The sequence below is a fragment of the Kitasatospora sp. NPDC090091 genome (assembly GCF_044747365.1).
Taxonomy (GTDB): domain Bacteria; phylum Actinomycetota; class Actinomycetes; order Streptomycetales; family Streptomycetaceae; genus Kitasatospora.
The window spans coordinates 87551-107450 of record NZ_JBIVDY010000021.1 but is presented as its reverse complement, the minus strand read 5'-3'; the positions used below and the strand labels follow the sequence as shown (position 1 = coordinate 107450).

Genomic DNA, 19900 nt, shown 5'->3' with positions numbered 1-19900 from the left:
GAACCGTTCTCAACTGCGGAAATGGCTGAAATCAGTCATATCGTCGCCCAGTAGGACCGGCTCGGTGGGGAGGTCACCGGCGCGGCGGCGGTTTTGCGAGACTGGTCCGGTGAGCACCTCCCGCACCACCGTCCCGTCCCGCCCCGCCCGGCCCCGCGTGGTCTCCGTCGTGGGCGCGACCGCCGCCGGCAAGTCCGACCTGGCCGTCGCCATCGCCCGCAGCCTCGGCGGCGAGGTGATCAACACCGACTCGATGCAGCTCTACCGAGGCATGGACATCGGCACCGCCAAGCTCACCCTCGACGAGCGCGGTGGCGTCCCGCACCACCTGCTGGACATCTGGGACGTCACGGAGGCCGCGAGCGTCGCCGAGTACCAGCGGCTCGCCCGCGCCGAGATGGACCGGCTGCTGGCCGCGGGCCGCACCCCCGTCCTGGTCGGCGGCTCCGGGCTGTACGTCCGGGCGGCGATCGACGAGATGGAGTTCCCCGGCACCGACCCGGCGGTCCGGGCCCGGCTGGAGGCCGAGCTGGAGGAGCACGGCCCGTACGCGCTGCACCGGCGGCTGGCCGAGCTGGACCCGGCGGCGGCCGAGGCGATCCTGACGAGCAACGGGCGGCGGATCGTCCGGGCCCTGGAGGTCATCGAGATCACCGGGCAGCCGTTCACCGCCAACCTGCCGAGCAACACCGCCGTCTACGACGCGGTGCAGATCGGGGTCGCGGTGCCGCGCCCCGAACTCGACGAGCGGATCACCCTGCGGGTCGACCGGATGTGGGAGGCCGGACTGCTGGACGAGGTGCGGGCGCTGGAGGAGCTCGGGCTGCGCGAGGGCCGGACGGCGTCCCGGGCGCTCGGCTACCAGCAGGTCCTGGACCACTTCGCCGGGGAGTGCACCGAGGAGGAGGCGCGGGCCGAGACCGTCCGGGCGACCAAGCGGTTCGCCCGCCGTCAGGAGTCCTGGTTCCGCCGCGACGACCGGATCCACTGGCTCTCCCGTCCGGCCGGCGCGGACCCCGCCGAGCTGCTCGCCCGATCCCTGGAGCTGATCGACCGTCAGGATTCCGCCGCGTCGTAGACGGGATCCGGCCATTCGGCGGTGCACCTGCGCGCGCAGGTGGCCGTGCAGGACGAACCGGGGGTTACGGCCCGATCACGTGATGGCCACGGATCACCCGACGACCCCGGTCAGGCCCGGAACGCACCCCTGGACATGCCATCATCGAGGTCATAAGGGTCGGTCCGGATGGGCCGACCGTGCCCGGCCGCGAGTGCACACTCGTGTCGAACTGTCAGGGGAGGCCGCGTGTCCACGGGTACCGGCCCCGACGCCGGCCAGAGCGCCAGGCCGACGAGTGGCGGGGCCACCGCGCAGGCCGACGACCTCGACGCGTCCACCCTGCCGGACCTTCCCGTGCTGCCGGGGCTCGACGCCCCCAGCTCGTACGCCGTCGCGCTGCCCGTGCTGGACGGCGCCTCCTCCGGTGCCGTGCACGAGCGGGAGATCCGCCCGCGCCGCCGGCTGCGCTGGTGGCAGACGCTGCCGATCGCGCTGCTGGCCACCGCCGGCTCGCTGATGTTCGCCTTCCCGCTCGCCTTCGGCTCCGCCGGGGCGGGCTCGGCGATGGTCGGGATGCTCGGTCTGCTGCTCACCGCCGCCTCGGTCGGCTGGGGCGCGATGGCCGCCCGGCACGCCGGGTACAAGTGGCCGGGCCTGCCCCGCCGCGGCTCCGGCCAGCGGGCCGGCTGGAAGGCGATCGTGATCTACACCCTGATCGTGCTGGCCGCCTGCGCGCTGGCGCTCTGGCGCGTCGTCCACCTGCGCTGACCCCGCCCGACGGGCAGTCCGGCGCGCAGTCCGGTGTGCGGTCCGACAGGTGGTCCGCCGGGCCGGTGCGGGCGCCCGCTCAGTACCATCGGGAGGGTGAGCGAATCCTCCCAGCAGCCCGCCGGCCTGCCCTTCCTCAAGGGTCACGGCACCCAGAACGACTTCGTCATCGTGCCCGACCCGGACGGCCGGCTGGTGATCGGCCCCGAGGCCGTCGCCGCGCTCTGCGACCGCCGGGCCGGCATCGGCGCCGACGGACTGCTGCGCGTGGTGCGCTCGGCCGCCGACCCGGCGGCGGCCGACCAGGCCGACCGGGCCGAGTGGTTCATGGACTACCGCAACGCCGACGGCTCGATCGCCGAGATGTGCGGCAACGGCGTGCGCGTCTTCGCCCGCTACCTGGTCGACGCCGGGCTGGCCGAGCCGGGCGAGCTGGCCGTCGCCACCCGGGCCGGCGTGCGCACGGTGCGGATCGCCGAGGACGCCGAGGACGGCACACCGGGCGACGTCACCGTCGGGATGGGCCGCGCCCGGCTGCCCGGCCCGGACGGGATCGAGGTCGCGGTCGGCGAGCGGCGCTGGCCGGCCCGCAACGTCAACATGGGCAACCCGCACGCGGTCGCGTTCGTGGAGAGCCTGGACCACGCCGGCGAACTGCGCAGCGCGCCGCTCACCAGCCCCGCCGAGGCCTACCCGGACGGCGTCAACGTCGAGTTCGTGGTGGACCGCGGGCCGCGGCACGTCGCGATGCGGGTGCACGAGCGCGGCTCCGGCGAGACCCTCTCCTGCGGCACCGGCGCCTGCGCCGTCGCGGTCGCCGCGATCCGCCGGGACGGCCTCGACCCCGCCGTCACCGGTGAGGCCGTCAGCTACACCGTGGACGTGCTGGGCGGGCGGCTGGTGATCACCGAGTACCCGGACGGCCGGGTGGAGAAGACCGGTCCGGCGGTGATCGTGGCCCGCGGCGAGCTCGATGCGGGGTGGCTGGCGGCCCTTCAGGGCTGAGCCGCGGGCGGTTTGCCCATTTCGTGCGGCGGCGAATCCCCCCGTTCGGGTGATCCGGCTCACGGACGGGAAGCAGCGCGTCGCGGAACGTGCTCTGCTCGGTAGCATGGACCACCGGGTCGATCACCCCGCGTCGGGGTAGCAGGCAACCGGTGACTGCTGCCGGAGGCGCTGATGACCATCGAAGCAGGGCAGCCCCTGGCGGGGCAGCCGACGTCCGCACGGCAGGCCGGGGCCAGGCGCCCCCTCGGCGGGCTCGGCCGGGCCGCGCTGGGGCGGGCCGGGCGCGCCGCCCTGCTGGCCACCGGCCGCCCGCCGGTGCCGGACGCGATCGAGCCGCTCGTCCGGGTCCACCGCCGCCACCACCCGCAGGCCGACCTCGGCCTGCTCGGCCGGGCCTACCGGCTGGCCGAGGCGAGTCACCGCGGGCAGAAGCGCAAGAGCGGCGAGCCCTACATCACCCACCCGCTGGCCGTCACCATGATCCTGGCCCAACTCGGCGCCGGGACGACCACCTTGGTCGCCTCGCTGCTCCACGACACCGTGGAGGACACCGATCTGACGCTGGATCAGGTGGCCGAGGAGTTCGGCCCCGAAGTCGCCTACCTGGTCGACGGGGTGACGAAGCTGGAGAAGGTCGACTTCGGTGCCGCCGCCGAGGCCGAGACCTTCCGCAAGATGCTGGTCGCCACCGGGGACGACGTCCGGGTGATGGTGATCAAGCTCGCCGACCGGCTGCACAACATGCGCACCATCCGGCACATGAAGCCGGCCAGCCAGGTGCGGATCGCCAAGGTCACCCGGGACGTGCTGATCCCGCTCGCCGAGCGGCTCGGCATCCAGGTGCTGAAGGCGGAGCTGGAGGACATCGTCTTCGCCACCCTGCACCCGGAGGAGTGCCGGCGCACCCGCGCCCTGCTGGCCGGCCACGAGGACGGCCCGGACACCCTGCTCGAACCCTTCGCCCGGACCCTCGCCCGCCAGTTGGCCGAGGCCGGGGTGGCCGCCGAGGTCACCGTCCGCCCCCGGCACTGCGTCTCGCTGCACCGGGTGCTGCTCAAGCGGGACGCCGCGCCCGGCCCGGACGGGCGGCCGCAGGAGCCGCAGCCCGCCGACTTCGGCCGGCTGCTGGTGGTGGTGGAGGAGAACGCGGACTGCTACGCCGTCCTCGGCGAGCTGCACACCTGCTGGACACCGCTGCCGGGCGAGTTCAAGGACTTCGTGGCCGCCCCCAAGTTCAACCTGTACCAGTCGTTGCACACCGCGGTGGCGCTGGCGGGCGGCGCGGTGGTGGAGGTGCTGGTCCGCACCCGGCGGATGCACGAGGTCGCCGAGACCGGCGTGGTCGCCCTGGGCGACCCGCGGCAGCCGAGGGCCGGCGCCGACCAGGGCGGCGACGAGCTGGACCGCACCGACCCGGCCCGGCCCGGCTGGCTCAGCCGGCTGCTGGAGTGGCAGCAGGAGACGCCGGACCCGGACGCCTTCTGGTCCGCCCTCACCGCCGACCTCGCCGGCGACCGCGAGATCACCGTCGTCACCGAGACCGGCGAAACGCTTCAGCTGAGGGCCGGTGCCAGCTGCGTCGACGCCGCCTACCTGCTCGGCGAGGAGACCGGCCACCGATGTATCGGCGCCCGGGTCAACGGCCGGCTCACCGCGCTCTCGACCGTGCTCCAGGACGGCGACCTGGTCGCCATCCTGACCGAGCAGGGCGACCCGGCGGCCCGGCCGTCCGGCCCGGCGCCCGACTGGCTGGCGCACGCCCGGACCCCGGCCGCCCGGCTGGCCATCGAGCGGTGGCTGGCGGACCACCCGGCCCGCGTCCCGGTGGTCCGCACCGGCCCCTCGGCCGGTCAGCCCGTGCCGCCCGCGCACCGGGCCGCCGAGCGCGGTGCCGCCCCGGTGACGGTGGCCGGCCGGCCCGGGGCGCCGGTCAGGCTGGCCCGGTGCTGCACCCCGGTGCCGCCGGACGAGGTCAGCGGCTTCGCGATCCGCGGCGGCACGGTCGCCGTGCACCGCACCGGCTGCCCGGCCGGGGAGCGGATGCGGGCGGACGGGCGCGGCGTCCTGGAGATCCACTGGCAGCCCGGCGGCGCCCCGCCGTCCGGCTACCGGGCCACCCTGCGGGCCGAGGCGCTCAACCGGCCCCGGCTGCTGGCCGACCTCACCGCGGCGATCTCGGGCGAGGGCGTCGGGATCGTCTCGGCCGAGGTGGAGCCGCCGCAGGAGCTGCGGGTGCGGCACACCTACACCGTGGAGCTGCCCGACCCGGCGGTGCTGGCCGCGGTGATGCGGGCGATGCTGCGGGTCTCCGGGGTGTACGACGTCAGCCGGCCGCACGCCCCCGAGGGCGGCGCCGCCGCGCGCACGCCGGACGGCGAGGCGGATCCGGCCCCTGCCGCGGGCCCGGCGCCCACCGCGGGCCCGGCGCCGTCAGGGGAGGGCGCCGAGCCCGGGGCAGCGGCGGCGGCCGCGGGAAATGGGGATGACCCGCCCGCGCCGGGCGTGCGACCATCATGGGGAATTCACGGCCGGTCCGCGGCGTTCACCGGGCAATGGGAGAACCTGCCCGCACGGGTCCGCGGTCCCGAGGGGTAGCTCACACCTCGCCCGAGCGGTAGACGGGGCGGCAGCTGGGCAGACTCCGGGTGTGACCGTCGGGTACGGTCACGCAGACAGGCCTTCCGACCAGCAGCCAAAGGACAGAATGACCTCCACGTTCGACACCCGCGACCACGCCGACGCCCCGCGCCGCATCGACGGCCGGCGAGCGGACGCCCTCATGGACGAGGACCTCGCGGCCATCGACGAGGACCTCGGCCACCACTACGACGGCGACCAGTACGACCGCAGCGAGCGTGCCGCCCTGCGGCGCGTCGCCGGACTCTCCACCGAACTCCAGGACGTCACCGAGGTCGAGTACCGCCAGCTCCGTCTGGAGCGCGTGGTGCTCGTCGGCGTCTGGACCGACGGCACGGTCGAGGAGGCGGAGAACTCGCTCGCCGAGCTCGCCGCGCTCGCCGAGACCGCCGGCTCCGAGGTGCTGGACGGCGTCATCCAGCGCCGTGACAAGCCCGACGCGGCCACCTACATCGGCTCCGGCAAGGCCAAGGAGCTGCGCGACATCGTCGCGGCGACCGGTGCCGACACCGTGGTCTGCGACGGTGAGCTCACCCCGGGCCAGCTGATCCACCTGGAGGACGTGGTCAAGGTCAAGGTCGTCGACCGGACGGCCCTGATCCTCGACATCTTCGCCCAGCACGCCAAGTCCCGCGAGGGCAAGGCGCAGGTCTCGCTCGCGCAGATGCAGTACATGCTGCCGCGCCTGCGCGGCTGGGGTCAGTCGCTCTCCCGGCAGATGGGTGGTGGTGGCTCCGGCTCGTCCGGCGGCGGCATGGCCACCCGTGGCCCCGGTGAGACCAAGATCGAGACCGACCGGCGCCGGATCCGCGAGAAGATGGCGAAGCTCCGCAAGGAGATCGCCGACATGAAGAAGGGCCGCGACACCAAGCGCCAGGAGCGCAAGCGCCACCAGGTGCCGTCCGTGGCCATCGCCGGCTACACCAACGCCGGCAAGTCCTCCCTGCTCAACCGGCTCACCGGCGCGGGCGTGCTGGTGGAGAACGCGCTGTTCGCCACCCTCGACCCGACCGTGCGCCGGGCGCAGACCCCGAGCGGCCGGCTCTACACGCTGGCCGACACCGTCGGATTCGTCCGGCACCTGCCGCACCACCTGGTCGAGGCGTTCCGCTCGACCATGGAGGAGGTCGCCGACGCCGACCTGATCCTGCACGTGGTGGACGGCTCGCACCCCGAGCCGGAGACGCAGCTGGCGGCCGTCCGCGAGGTCATCGTCTCGGTCGACGCACAGAACGTGCCGGAGATCGTGGTGATCAACAAGGCCGACGCGGCCGACCCGCTCGTGCTGCAGCGGCTGCTGCGCCGCGAGCCGCACGCCATCGTGGTGTCGGCCCGCAGCGGCCAGGGCATGGACGAGCTGCTGAAGCTCATCGACGACGAGCTCCCGCGGCCCGCCGTCGAGGTGCAGGCGCTCGTGCCGTACACCCAGGGCGGCCTGGTCTCCCGGGTGCACGCCGAGGGCGAGCTGCTCTCCACCGAGCACACCGCCGAGGGCACCCTGGTGCACGCCAAGGTGCCGGCCGAGCTGGCCGCCGAGCTGGAGCACTTCGCGGTCGCGACCGCGTAGGGCCGGGCCGCACGCCCGGGCCATGTCGAACGCCGGCGGCCCCGGACCCCCGTACGAGGGGTCCGGGGCCGCCGGCGTTCGCGCGTCGTGGGCCGCCCGGCGCTACTTCGCGTTCTTGGAGAAGTAGTCGAAGGCCTGCTTGGCCTGCTCCTGGAGGGAGGGGCCGGCCATGTACTCGGACGGGTTGCGGTTGCCGATCGAGTTGACGCTGACCAGGTTCGGCTTGCCGTCCTTGGTGATGAACCAGCCGCCACCGCTGGAGCCGCCGGTCATCGTGCAGCCGATCACGTACATCGGCGGGCGGGTCTGGTCGAAGGAGAGCTTGGCCGGCCGGATGGTCGAGTCGCAGTGGTTGAGCTCCATGCCGTCGAACGGCCGCTCGGCGGGGTAGCCGTAGGAGAACGCCGAGGTGATCTGCTCGCGCGGGGCGTTGAACCAGATCGGGATGGAGCCGCCGACCGCCTCCTCCAGCGAGAGGCCGGAGCCGTTCTCGTTGCGGACCCGGATGATCCCGTAGTCGTACTGGGAGTTCGCGCCGACGCCGCTCTCCTTCACCCAGTTCGGCGAGACCAGCGCCTTGACCGCCGTCCACCGGCCGTAGGGGGAGACCTGCTGCTCGGTGTACCGCTTGCCCCGGCTGGCCTGGCCGTCCCGGTTGTAGCCGGGGACGAAGACGATGTTCTTCAGCCAGGTGCCGCCCTTGCCGTCGTGCAGGCAGTGCGCGGCGGTGTAGACGAGGTTGCTGCGGCCCGGGTTGGCCGGGTCGGAGACCACGGTGCCCGAGCACATCGAGTCGCCCTCGGGCGCGGTCATGAAGATCTTGCCGACCACGGCCGTCGCCGGGCTGTACGGGTGCGGCTGCGGCCTGGCCGGGATCGCGGCCGGCGGCTCGTCGCGCTGGACCGAGCTGCCGGCCGACTTGTGCGAGTACTCCGGGGTGGCCCGGCCCTTGGCGTCCTCCATCTTGGCGATCGACCAGAAGCCCTGGGCGACCTCGTTGACGAAGGCGTTGTCGCCGATGAACCGCGCCCAGTCGTCCAGCTTCCAGCCGGCGACGTCCTGAAGGCTGGTCGGAAGCGCGGGCTTGCCGCCCCCGGGCGCGGCTGCGGTGGTCGCGGCCGCCGTCCCCCCGGCGTCGGTGCTCTTCTCGTTGTCCGGCCCGCAGGCGGTCGCGGTGAGCGCGAGCGCGGCCAGCACGGCCGCCGCCGCCGGCGCGGCCCGGCGTCGGCCCCGCGGCCGGTCGTCCGGCGTCCCGGTGGCCAGTGCCCTGGTCGTCAGTGCCCTGATGGTCAGTCGCATGGTGATCGGTCCCCGTCGGTCGTTCGGTCGTTCGGACGCGGGCGGCGCTACTTCTGCTTCCGCGAGATGTACTCCAGCGCCTGCTTGGCGACCGTCTCCAGGTACGGGCCGCTCAGCGAGGTGTGGTCCTGCGTGCCGATGGAGGTGTTGCTGACCAGGGCGAGCTTGCCGTCGGGCATCGTGGCGAACCAGCCGCCGCCGCTGGAGCCCTGGGTCATGTTGCAGCCGATGGTGAGCATCGACGGCCGCTTCGGGTCGAAGGAGAGCCGGACCGGCTTGCCGCCGTCGCACTTGTACAGCTCCTGCCCGTCGAAGGGCTTGTAGAGCGGGTAGCCGACGGCCGAGACGGAGAGCTTGTCGCGCGGGGCGTCGAACCAGACCGGGACGGCCGAACCGACCGTCTCCTCCAGCGACTTGCCGGTGTCGTTCTGGTTCTGCACCCGCATGACCGCGAAGTCGTACTGGCTGGCCGAGTCACCGGTGCCGCCGCCCTCGACCGTCCACTGCGGCGAGGTCACCACGTCCTTGGCCCACCAGGTGCCCAGTGGCGCCAGCTCCGCGAGCGGGGCCTTCTTGCCGCCGCTGGAGGCACCGGAGTTGTTGTAGGCGGGGACGAAGACGAGGTCCTTGAAGAAGTTGCCGCCCTTGCCCTGGTGCACGCAGTGTCCGGCCGTCCAGACCAGGTTGCTCTTGCCGGGGTGCGCCGGGTCCGCGATCACGGTGGCCGAGCAGTTGCCCCGGCCGCCCTCGGCGCTGAAGAACACCTTCCCGGACGGCTGCTTGGTGTAGGGGCGGGCCATCGGGACGGCCTTGACCACCGGCGGCTCGGGGTCGGTGACCCCGGCGTCGCCGGCCGGCTTGGCGGTGGGCGGCGCCGGGTCGGCCGGCTTGGAGTCGCCCATCTTGTCCGGGTTCCAGAAGTCCTTGACGACCGGGTTGTTGAAGACGTGCTTGGAGGCCCAGTTGTCCCAGTCCTCGAACTTCCACTTCTTCAGGTCGTCCCAGCTCTTCGGCAGGCCCTCCAGCAGGCTGGTCGGAATGCCCGTCGGCAGGGTGAGGCCGCCGATCACGCCACCGCCGCCCGCGGCGGAGCCGGTGGCGCTCGCCGAGGCCGGCGGCGGCGCGGCGCTCGTGCCGCCGGCGTCCCCGGACGGACCGTCCGGGCCGCAGGCGCTCACGGCGAACAGCGTTCCGGCGGCGAGGGCCGCGGCCACGGCTGACCTGTGGATCGATGGCATGGTGTCGCTTCCCCCAGCTAGTCCTTGTTTCCCGGCCGTTCCGCTGCGGCGCCGGCCGGCCGCCTTGGAGTCTCCCACTGGCCACCAGGACGGCACCGGGCGGCCCCCGGGTTCCGGAACCGGCGGGAGGTCATCGATCTGTGACGAAGGTCGGGCCGTCTCGTTGCCGCGACAGGCAGGGGCGATCACCCCACGGGTGAACAATCACCGGTCTTCACCCGGACGAGTGAGTCGTTCTTGTGATCACCCGTCAGGGATAGGTAACCCTTACCTGACGCGACGGTGCGAGCGCCCGCCAACCCCTCCACCACCCGTGCGCGTCCGCACCCACGCGCCCCAAGGAGCAGCCTTGAGCACCGCCCTCACCGGAGCCCCGCCCGACGTTCCGGCGCGCCGTCCCGCCCCGGCCCGACCCGCCGCGGCCGCCGCCGTCGGCCCCGACCCGCTGCTGCACCCGGACCCGGCCGTCGCCGCCGAACAGGCCGGCCTGGAGGCCCTGTTGCGGTGCTGGGCCCGGGAGACCGGCGCCGTGCCCGGCCCGGACGGCCGGCTCCGGATCGCCGTTCTCGGCGGCGCGGCCCGGCTCTGCGCACCGGTCCGGTACTGGTCGCCGGCCGGCTGGCACCGCTTCGGCCCGGCCACCCTCTCGGCCGGCGAGGGCACCGCCGCCGCCCCGGTGGACGCCGTCACCGCCGCCGCCCTGATCGCCGCCGCGGCCGCCGACCGGCCCGACCCCGGCCAGGTCGCGGACCTCGCCGCGCGCGTTGCCGACTCGGTCGTCCGCACCGCCGACATCCTCGCCCACCACCGAACCGCCGCCGCCCCCGGCGGGCCGGAGGCCTCGCACTTCCTCGCCGCCGAGCAGTCGCTGCTGCTCGGCCACCCGCTCCACCCCACGCCCAAGAGCCGCGACGGCCTCGGCCCGGCCCAGAGCGCCGCGTACTCCCCGGAACTGCACGGCTCCTTCCAACTCCACTGGTACGCCGTCGACCGCGAACTGCTCGCCGCCGGCTCCGCACTGGCCGAGAGCGCCGACCGGATCACCGCGGAGCTGCTCGGCGGTCGCACGCCGCTGCCCGCCGGCACCGCCGCCCTGCCACTTCACCCCTGGCAGGCCCGCGAACTGGCGCTGCGTCCGGCCGTCGCCGATCTGCTGGCCGACGGCCTGCTGCACGACCTCGGCCCGGCGGGCGAGGCCTGGTACCCGACCTCCTCGGTGCGCACCGTCTACCGGCCCGGCACCCCCTGGATGCTGAAGCTCTCGCTCGGCCTGCGGATCACCAACTCCCGCCGGGAGAACCTCCGCAAGGAGCTGCACCGCGGCCTGGAGATGCACCTTCTGCTGGAGAGCGGCCTCGCCGACGAGTGGCGGGCCGCCCACCCCGGCTTCGACGTCGTACGCGACCCGGCCTGGATCGGCGTCGACCACCCCGCCCTCGGCGACCCCGGCGGGCTGGACACCGTGCTGCGCGCCCAGCCCTTCGCCCCCGCCGACCGCGCGCTCTGCGTCGCCGGACTGGTCGCCGAGCAGCCGCTCGGCACCGGCGAGACCGTCCCCTCCCGGCTCGGCGACACCCTGCACGCCCTCGCCGCCCGCAGCGGGCGCCCGCTGCGCACCGTGGCCGCCGAATGGTTCCTGCGCTACCTGGACGCCGTCGTGCTGCCCGTCCTCTGGCTCGACGGCCGCGCCGGCATCGCGCTGGAGGCCCACCAGCAGAACAGCCTCGTCCTGCTGGACGCCGACGGCTGGCCGACCGGCGGGCGCTACCGCGACAACCAGGGCTTCTACTACCGGCAGAGCGCCGCCGACCGGCTCACCGCCCGGCTGCCCGGCCTCGGCGCGCGCAGCGACACCTTCCTCGCCGACGAGGTGATCGACCACCACTTCGCCTACTACCTCGGCATCAACCACGTGCTCGGCCTGATCGGCGCCCTCGGCTCGCAGGGCCTGGCCGACGAGGCGGTGCTGCTGGCCGCGCTCCGCGGCTTCCTGACCGGCCCCCGGGCCGCGGCCACCGGCTCCGCGCTGCCCGGCCTCCTGCTGGACGCCGCCACACTGCCGTGCAAGGCCAACCTGCTGACCCGGATCAACGGCATGGACGAACTGGTCGGGCCGGTCGCCACCCAGTCCGTCTACGTCGACATCCCCAACCCGGTGGCCGGCGCGTGAGCGCTCCCACGACCCTGGCCGGCGAGGTCGCCGGCTGGGGCGCCATGCCCACCGGCGCCGGCGAGTTCCGGCTCCGCCCGGTCCGGCTCCCCGCCGACCTGGAGCTGCTCGCCGGCTGGATGAACGACCCCGAGACCGCCGCGTTCTGGGAGCTGGCCGGCCCGGCCGCCGCCACCGAGCGGCACGTCCGCGCCCAGCTCGACGGAGACGGCCGCAGCGCCCCCTGCCTCGGCCTGCTCGACGGCACCCCGATGAGCTACTGGGAGGTCTACCGCGCCGACCTCGACCCGCTCGCCGGGTACTACCCGGCCCGCCCCCAGGACACCGGGGTGCACCTGCTCCTCGGCCCCGCCGACCAGCGGGGCCGGGGCCTCGGCGCCACCCTGATCGGCGCACTGGCCGACCGCATCCTGCGTGAACGGCCGGGCTGCGAGCGCGTGGTGGCCGAGCCCGACGTCCGGAACCGGCGCTCCGTCCGGGCCTTCGAACGGGCCGGGTTCACCCCGGCCGCCGAACTCGACCTGCCCGGCAAGCGCGCCGCCCTGATGGTCCGCGACCGCGGCCGTGACCGCGGCCGTGTTCCGGGCCCCGCGACCGACCGACCTGACCGCCCGGACCGCCCCGACCGACCTGAACACCCCGGCCGCCCCGACCCGAACCGACCCGCCTAGGACACCGCCCACCCCATGGACACCCCAGCATCCCGGCCGGCGCCGTACGACCTGCTCGGCGTCGGCATCGGCCCCTTCAACCTCTCGCTCGCCGCGCTCGCCGACCCCGTCCCCGGCCTGCGCACCCTCTTCTGCGACCAGCGCCCGGAGTTCCGCTGGCACCCCGGCATGCTGGTCGACGGGGCCCGGATGCAGGTGCCGTTCCTCGCCGACCTGGTCTCCCTGGTCGACCCCGCCAACCGCTGGTCCTTCCTCAACTACCTGCGCGAGCAGGACCGGCTCTTCCCGTTCTACTTCGCCGAGCGCTTCCACCTGCCCCGACGGGAGTACGACCACTACTGCCGGTGGGCCGCCGAACGGCTCGCCAACTGCCGCTTCGGCACCGAGGTCACGGCCCTGCACTGGGCCGGCGACCGCTACCGCGTCGAACTGCGGGACACCGCCACGGGGCGGCGCGAGGAGGTGCACGCGCGCAACCTCGCACTCGGCGTCGGCACCCGGCCGGTCCTGCCCGAGGCCTTCGCCGCCCTCGCCGGCCACCCGCGCGCCTTCCACTCGGCCGACTACCTGGACCGCCGCGCAGACCTCGACGGTGCCCGCGACATCACCGTGGTCGGCAGCGGCCAGTCCGGTGCGGAGGTCTTCCTCGACCTGCTGCGCCGCCACGGCGACGACGGCGTCCGGCTGCGCTGGCTCACCCGGACCAGGGCGCTGGCGCCCATGGAGTACTCCAAGCTCGGGCTGGAGCACTTCACCCCCGACTACACCCGCTACTTCCACGGCCTGCCCGAACCCGTCAGGGACACCCTGGTCGACGCCCAGTGGCAGCTGCACAAGGCCGCCAGCGCCGAGACCCTGGCCGAGATCCACGACCACCTGTACGAGCGGACGATCGGCCGGCCGATCGACGCCGCACCGGTCGAGATCACCCCCGGCACGGCCGTCGCCGAGGCCCGGCCCGGGCCCTGCGGCGGCCTCGAACTGGACTGCCGGCACACCGACTCCGGCGCCCGGCACCTGCTGCGCACCGACGCGGTGGTCCTCGCCACGGGCTACCGCGCCGCCCGCCCGGCGGCCCTCGAACCGCTCGCCCACCTGATCGACTGGGACCGGTCCGGGCGCTACCGGGTCGACCTCGACCACCGGGTGGCCACCCGGCCCGAGCTCACCGGCGGGCTCTACGTCCAGAACGCCGAACTGCACACCCACGGCGTCGGCACGCCCGACCTGGGCCTCGGCGCCCACCGGGCCGCCGTCATCCTCAACGCCGTGACCGGCCGCACCCTCCACCGGCTGCCCACCCGCACCGCCTGGACCGGCTTCGCCCCACCGCGCACGGAGCCGCCGGCCGCACCCCACCCCGGGCGGCCGGCGGCGCCGTGCACCGAGCAGCGGGCCGAGCCGCAGACCCCACCGCGCGCCGCGGCCCCCACCACCCCCGAACCGGCCACGCCCCAACCCGTCCCTGCCGTCCCCCGCCCCCAGGAGTCGACCCGTGCCGCAACCGCCGGCCGCTGAACCGCCGCTCTACCTGCCCCCGCAGCTCACCCCCGGGAACTGGCAGCGGGCCGGGCGCACGCTCCTGGCCAAGATGCTCGGCGAGTTCGCCTACGAGGAGCTGATCACCCCCGAGCCCGGCACCGCCGAGGGCACCTACCTGCTCCGGCTGGACGGCGCCGAGTACCGGTTCCTCGCCCGCCGCGGCGCCTACGACAGCTGGCAGGTCGACGAGGACTCGGTCCGCTGCTCGGCGCCCGACGGCCTCGACCCGCTGCGCTTCCTCCCGTACGCCCGGCGCGCGCTCGGCCTGCGCGGCGACACCACCGGCCACCTGGTCCGCGAGCTCACCGCCACGCTGATCTCCGACGCCCACCAGCTCGCCACCGCCCTCACCGCCGCCGAGCTGGCCGACCTCGGCCACACCGAGCTGGAGGGCCGCCAGGGCGGCCACCCCTGGATCGTCCCCAACAAGGGCCGGCTCGGCTTCTCCGCCCTCGACACCGCCCGCTGGGCCCCCGAGGCACGCACCCCGCGGCCGCTGCCCTGGATCGCCGTCCACCGCCGGCTCGCCGAGTACCGCGGCGTCCCCGGCCTCGCCGATCCCGACCTGCTCTACGCCCGCGAGCTCGACGACCCCGACGCCCTCCGGGCCGTGCTCGGCCCGGACGCCGACGACTACCTGCTGCTGCCCGTCCACCCCTGGCAGTGGGACGAGACCGTCGTCCCGCTGTTCGCGCCGTGGATCGCCTCCGGCGAGATCGTCCCGCTGCCCTCCGACGGCGACCTGCGGCTGCCCCAGCAGTCCATCCGCTCGTTCTTCAACCGGAGCCGCCCGGACCGCTGCACGGTCAAGCTGCCGCTCGCCGTCCTCAACACCCTGGTCTGGCGCGGCCTCCCGACCGAGCGCACGCTGGCCGCGCCCGCCGTCACCGCCTGGATCCACGGCCTGCGCGACGCCGACCCGTTCCTGCGCGACGAGTGCCGGGTCGTCCTGCTCGGCGAGATCGCCTCCGTCACCGTCGACCACCCGCTCTACCGCGAGCTGCCCGAGGCGCCCTACCAGTACAAGGAGCTGCTGGGCGCGATCTGGCGCGAGCCGCTCGGCCCCGCCCTGGACCGCGGCGAGCGCGGCCGCACCCTCGCCGCCCTGCTGCAGACCGGCTCCGACGGCCGGGCCCTGGCCGCCGAGCTGATCGCCCGCTCCGGGCTCACCCCGGCGGCCTGGACCGCCCGGCTGTTTGCCGCCATGCTGCCGCCGCTGCTGCACTTCCTCTACCGCTACGGCCTGGTCTTCTCCCCGCACGGCGAGAACGCCATCGTGGTCTTCGACGCCGCCGACACCCCCGTCCGGCTGGCCGTCAAGGACTTCGTCGACGACGTCAACCTCAGCGACCAGGACCTGCCCGAACTGCGCGGCCTGCCCGCCGAGGTGGCCGAGGTGCTGCTGCGCGAGGACCCGCAGGGCCTCTGCCAGTTCCTCCACTCCGGCCTCTTCATCGGCGTCTACCGCTACCTCGCCCCGCTGCTGGAGGCCCAGACCGGCCTGCCCGAGGCGGAGTTCTGGGCCCTGCTGCGCGCCGAGATCCTCCGCCACCAGGAGCGCTTCCCCGAACTGAAGGAGCGGTTCGCGCTCTTCGACCTCTTCCGCCCGAGGATCGACCGGCTCTGCCTCAACCGCAACCGGCTGCTGCTCGACGGCTACGGCGACCGCCCGCACCGCCCGCACGCCGCCCGGCACGGCACCGTCCCCAACGCGCTGACCCCGGAGGGAACGGCCGCGCTGCCCGGACAACGGGACCGGATTGTCACCCCCGCCCCGTAGGGTGGGAGGGTCATGACGAACGACTCCGAATCCCAGCTCCCCGCCGACGCCGCCGAGGACGCCGCCGACGATTCGGCCGCCCACGACGCCGTCCCGCGGGCCCAGCTCCCCGAGCTGCTGCACGCCGCCGTCGCGGCCGTCGGCGGCGTCGAGCGCCCCGGCCAGGCCCGGATGGCCGAGGCCGTCGCCGACGCCGTCGACCACGGCGAGCACCTGCTGGTGCAGGCCGGCACCGGCACCGGCAAGTCCCTGGCCTACCTGGTGCCCGCCCTCGCCCACGGCGACCGCGTGGTGGTCGCCACCGCCACCCTGGCGCTCCAGCGCCAGCTGGTCGAGCGGGACCTGCCGCGCACGGTGGAGGCCCTGCACCCGGTGCTGCGCCGCCGCCCGCTCTTCGCGATGCTCAAGGGCCGCTCCAACTACCTCTGCCTGCACCGCGCCAACGAGGGCACCCCGAGCGACGAGGGCGAGGGCCTGTTCGACCCGGTCGAGGCGATGGGCGGGCCCACCGGCAAGCTCGGCCAGGAGGTGCTGCGGCTGCGCGAGTGGGCCGACGAGACCGAGACCGGCGACCGGGACGACATGACCCCGGGCGTCTCGGACAAGGCCTGGGCCCAGCTCTCGGTCACCTCCAAGGAGTGCCTGGGCGCGACCCGCTGCGCGTACGGGCAGGAGTGCTTCGCGGAGAAGGCGCGCGAGCGGGCCAAGCTGGCCGACGTCGTGGTCACCAACCACGCGATGCTGGCGATCGACGCCATCGAGGGCGCGCCGGTGCTGCCCGAGCACGGGCTGCTGATCGTCGACGAGGCCCACGAGCTGGTCAACCGGGTCACCGGCGCGGCCACCGCCGAGCTGACCGTCGGCGCGGTCAACCGGGCGGTCAAGCGGGCCGCCCGGCTGGCCAACGAGAAGGCCGTGGACGCCCTGCAGGCCGCCGCCGAGAACTACCACGGCCTGATGGAGACCGCCCAGCCCGGCCGGGTGGAGGAGCTGCCCGAGTACCTGGCGTACGCCGTCACCGCGATCCGGGACGCCAGCCGCCAGGTGATCACCTCGCTGGGCGAGACCAGGGACAAGGGCCTCAGCGACGAGGACGCGGTGCGCAAGCAGGCGATGGCCGCCGCCGAGACGCTGCACGAGACGGCGGACCGGCTGCTGGCCGACTCCGAGTACGACGTGGTCTGGATCGAGCGCAGCGACCGGTTCGGCATGGGCACCGCCTCGCTGCGGGTCGCCCCGCTGAGCGTCTCCGGACTGCTGCGGGAGGGCCTCTACAAGGAGCGCTCGGTGGTGCTCACCTCGGCCACCCTCAAGCTCGGCGGGGACTTCAACGGCGTGGCCGCCTCGGTCGGGCTGCCCTCCGACGCCCGGCTGCCGGACGTGCGTACCCCGGGGGACGAGCCGGACACGGGCGGATTCGGGGACGACCCGGTGCCGTTCTGGCGGGGCATCGACGTCGGCTCGCCGTTCAAGTACCCGAAGCAGGGCATCCTCTACGTCGCCAGGCACCTGGCCGACCCGGGCCGCGACCCGGAGCGCCCGGACATGCTGGACGAGCTGGCGGAGCTGATCGGCGCGGCCGGCGGGCGGACGCTCGGCCTGTTCTCCTCCATGCGCGGCGCCCAGGCGGCCGCGGAGGCGATGCGCGAGCGGCTGGACAACCGGATCCTGCTCCAGGGGGAGGACACCCTGGGCGAGCTGATCCGGGAGTTCGCCTCGGACGCCACCACCTGCCTGTTCGGCACGCTCTCGCTCTGGCAGGGCGTGGACGTGCCCGGCTCGGCCTGCCAGCTGGTGGTGATGGACCGGGTGCCGTTCCCGCGCCCGGACGACCCGCTGATGAGCGCCCGGCAGAAGGACGTCGAGCAGCGCGGCGGGAACGGCTTCATGGCCGTCGCGGCGACGCACGCGGCGCTGCTGATGGCGCAGGGCGCCGGCCGGCTGGTCCGGGCGGCGGACGACCGCGGTGTGGTCGCGGTGCTGGACCCGCGGGTGGAGACCAAGCGCTACGGGGGCTTCTTCCGGTCGTCGATGCCGGAGTTCTGGTACACCACCGACCGGAACCAGGTGCGGCGCTCGCTGGCGGCGATCGACGCCTCGGCGCCGCCGGTCCGGCCGGTGGTCCGGCGGGGCTGAGGGCGCGGCCCCGGGGCCGCGCCCGGCCGGGCAGGCCGACGCGGGGCCTGGGAGCGGTCGGCAGGCTCCCCGAGGAGGGGGCCGCTGCACGGCCCGGAAACGCCGGAGGGGCTCCCCGCAGTGTGCGGCGGAGCCCCTCTTTCCGGTGTGCGCCCCGGCGGGCCGCTCAGAGGCGGCGCAGGACCGCGACGACCTTGCCCAGGATGGTCGCGTTGTCGCCGTTGATCGGCTCGTACGCCGGGTTGTGCGGCATCAGCCAGATCCGGCCGTCCTCGCGCTTGAGGCGCTTCACGGTGGCCTCGCCGTCGATCATCGCGGCCACGATGTCGCCGTTCTCGGCGACCGGCTGGCGCCGGACGGTGACCCAGTCGCCGTCGCAGATGGCCGCCTCGATCATCGAGTCGCCGCGCACGGTGAGCGCGAACAGCTCGCCCTCGCCGACCAGTTGGCGCGGCAGCGGGAAGACGTCCTCGACCGTCTGCTCGGCCAGGATCGGCCCGCCTGCGGCGATCCGGCCGACCAGCGGCACGTACGAGGTGGACGGGCGACCGGCCGTTTCGGCGGTGTTGGGCCGGGCGACCTCGACGCCGCGGACCTCGTAGGCGCGCGGGCGGTGCGGGTCGCGCCGGAGGAAGCCCTTGCGCTCCAGGGCCATCAGCTGGTGGGCGACCGAGGAGGTGCTGGACAGGCCGACGGCCTGGCCGATCTCGCGCATGGACGGCGGGTAGCCGCGGCGCTGGACGGAGTCCCGGATGACCTCGATCACCCGGCGCTGCCGCTCGGTCAGCCCGGCCTCGTCGGTGCGGATGCCGGGGGGGCGCCCGGGCATCGAACGCGTCGGCACCTGATGGGCGTCGTCGAGCGCGGCGGCGTGCTCGATGGGCTGGTCGGGAACGCGGCTCGTGTGAGGAATGGCCGGGCCGGAGAGTCGGTGCTGTTCGCTACGGTCCATGCTGACGTCCACACTCTGCTGGTTCGTGGTGCGCTGGCCCACCTTGAGCTGGGAGTGTTCCTGCACCGGGATGGTGTTGCTTTCGATGGTGTTCACGGCGGCCCCTCTCGACGGCTGTCCTCTCCCTTTTCCAGCCCAACGGCACGTCCTATCGAAAGGTTGCGCCAAACACACGTTCGAGTGAATTATTCGGGAGTTGGCTGACTCGATCAAGGCTTTGTTGTACATCGATTAAATGTTCGATCCAGGATCGACTCCGGCAGTCTAATCCGCGCCGACACGCCAGGGGTGTCACTTCCCCCGAAGACCTACATGTAGTGGCTACAGTCCACATCGTGCCCAGTACTAGTGGTCACGTCGCATGATCAGCTTGCCGAGGACGGGTCGGCATCGCATAGACTCGACAAGTCCGCACGTTCCGCCAGGGAGGGATCCTCAGGTGCACTGCCCCTTCTGCCGGCACTCCGACAGCCGCGTCGTCGACAGCCGGACCACCGAGGACGGCAGTTGCATCCGCCGTCGCCGGCAGTGCCCGGACTGCGGCCGCCGCTTCACCACGGTGGAGACGGCCGCGCTGATGGTCATCAAGCGCAGCGGCGTCACCGAGCCGTTCTCCCGGGAGAAGGTCATCTCCGGAGTCCGGAAGGCCTGCCAGGGCCGCCCGGTCACCGAGGACGCCCTCGCCCAGCTCGGCCAGCGGGTCGAGGAGTGCGTGCGGGCCACCGGCAACGCCGAGCTCACCACCCACGACGTCGGGCTGGCCATACTCGGACCGCTGAAGGAACTCGACGTGGTCGCCTTCCTGCGGTTCGCCAGCGTGTACCAGGCGTACGACGGACTGGAAGACTTCGAGGCCGCCATCGCGGAACTCCGCCGCGAACGGCCCGCCCCCGCGGCGGACGGCACCTCCGTGCCCGTCCCCGCCGCCGCGCCCTAGCGGCCCGGCGAAGCACACGGCCCCCCGGGGCCGATCACCACAACCGGCCCCCTGGCGGGGCCGGCGACACACCGGCCCCCTACCGGGGTCGACGCGTGCCCGGAATCGGTGCACGGAACACCACAAACCGTGCGG

14 protein-coding genes are annotated in these 19900 nt (G+C 74.2%); 11 read left to right on the top strand and 3 right to left on the bottom strand.

All coding sequences use genetic code 11. The features are described 5' to 3' along the window. Window positions 1-109: 109 nt before the first annotated feature. The 5 genes from miaA to hflX all read left to right on the top strand — a co-directional run bounded on the left by miaA (window position 110) and on the right by hflX (window position 7040). Window positions 110-1078: a tRNA (adenosine(37)-N6)-dimethylallyltransferase MiaA gene (gene miaA, locus ACIPSC_RS30650; RefSeq protein ID WP_400830272.1), complete on the top strand. Its 969-nt coding sequence runs from the start codon at window positions 110-112 to the stop codon at window positions 1076-1078. Between the two features lie 228 nt (window positions 1079-1306). Continuing rightward, window positions 1307-1828 (top strand): hypothetical protein, encoded by a 522-nt coding sequence (locus ACIPSC_RS30645; protein WP_400830268.1) that lies wholly within the window; start codon window positions 1307-1309, stop codon window positions 1826-1828. 96 nt (window positions 1829-1924) lie between these two features. Further along, window positions 1925-2833: a diaminopimelate epimerase gene (dapF, locus tag ACIPSC_RS30640; RefSeq protein ID WP_400830264.1), complete on the top strand. Its 909-nt coding sequence runs from the start codon at window positions 1925-1927 to the stop codon at window positions 2831-2833. Between the two features lie 174 nt (window positions 2834-3007). Then, a complete protein-coding gene (locus ACIPSC_RS30635) occupies window positions 3008-5431 on the top strand; it encodes a RelA/SpoT family protein (protein ID WP_400830260.1) in 2424 nt (807 codons plus the stop codon). A 109-nt stretch (window positions 5432-5540) separates the two neighbouring features. Beyond that, window positions 5541-7040 (top strand): GTPase HflX, encoded by a 1500-nt coding sequence (gene hflX, locus ACIPSC_RS30630; protein ID WP_400830257.1) that lies wholly within the window; start codon window positions 5541-5543, stop codon window positions 7038-7040. A gap of 102 nt (window positions 7041-7142) precedes the next feature. Here hflX and ACIPSC_RS30625 read toward each other — a convergent pair whose 3' ends face one another. Both ACIPSC_RS30625 and ACIPSC_RS30620 read right to left on the bottom strand, forming a co-directional pair. Then, window positions 7143-8339, bottom strand: a complete 1197-nt coding sequence (locus ACIPSC_RS30625) for a trypsin-like serine peptidase (RefSeq protein WP_400830255.1) — start codon at window positions 8337-8339, stop codon at window positions 7143-7145. Window positions 8340-8386: 47 nt separating this feature from the next. Beyond that, on the bottom strand, window positions 8387-9577 hold the full coding sequence (locus ACIPSC_RS30620; RefSeq protein ID WP_400830252.1) for a hypothetical protein: 1191 nt from the start codon (window positions 9575-9577) through the stop codon (window positions 8387-8389). A 349-nt stretch (window positions 9578-9926) separates the two neighbouring features. Here ACIPSC_RS30620 and ACIPSC_RS30615 point away from each other — a divergent pair, with 349 nt between their 5' ends. Genes ACIPSC_RS30615 through ACIPSC_RS30595 form a run of 5 tightly spaced genes read left to right on the top strand, consistent with a single transcriptional unit; the run spans window position 9927 to window position 17876 of the window. Beyond that, window positions 9927-11747, top strand: coding sequence for an IucA/IucC family protein (locus ACIPSC_RS30615; protein WP_400830250.1), 1821 nt, complete (start codon window positions 9927-9929; stop codon window positions 11745-11747). Continuing rightward, window positions 11639-12418: a GNAT family N-acetyltransferase gene (locus tag ACIPSC_RS30610; protein ID WP_400830246.1), complete on the top strand. Its 780-nt coding sequence runs from the start codon at window positions 11639-11641 to the stop codon at window positions 12416-12418. Before ACIPSC_RS30615 ends, ACIPSC_RS30610 begins: the two co-directional genes overlap by 109 nt. Window positions 12419-12433: 15 nt before the next feature. Beyond that, window positions 12434-13936 (top strand): SidA/IucD/PvdA family monooxygenase, encoded by a 1503-nt coding sequence (locus ACIPSC_RS30605; RefSeq protein WP_400830243.1) that lies wholly within the window; start codon window positions 12434-12436, stop codon window positions 13934-13936. Then, entirely contained in the window at window positions 13914-15740 is a 1827-nt protein-coding gene (locus ACIPSC_RS30600; protein ID WP_400830239.1) for an IucA/IucC family protein, read from the top strand. The genes ACIPSC_RS30605 and ACIPSC_RS30600 overlap by 23 nt, the downstream gene beginning before the upstream one ends. 12 nt (window positions 15741-15752) lie before the next feature. After that, a complete protein-coding gene (locus tag ACIPSC_RS30595; RefSeq protein ID WP_400830236.1) occupies window positions 15753-17876 on the top strand; it encodes an ATP-dependent DNA helicase in 2124 nt (707 codons plus the stop codon). Between the two features lie 166 nt (window positions 17877-18042). Here ACIPSC_RS30595 and lexA read toward each other — a convergent pair whose 3' ends face one another. Next, on the bottom strand, window positions 18043-18705 hold the full coding sequence (gene lexA / locus ACIPSC_RS30590) for a transcriptional repressor LexA (protein ID WP_224281048.1): 663 nt from the start codon (window positions 18703-18705) through the stop codon (window positions 18043-18045). 562 nt (window positions 18706-19267) lie between these two features. Here lexA and nrdR point away from each other — a divergent pair. Continuing rightward, entirely contained in the window at window positions 19268-19765 is a 498-nt protein-coding gene (gene nrdR, locus ACIPSC_RS30585; protein WP_313765749.1) for a transcriptional regulator NrdR, read from the top strand. Window positions 19766-19900 lie beyond the last annotated feature (135 nt).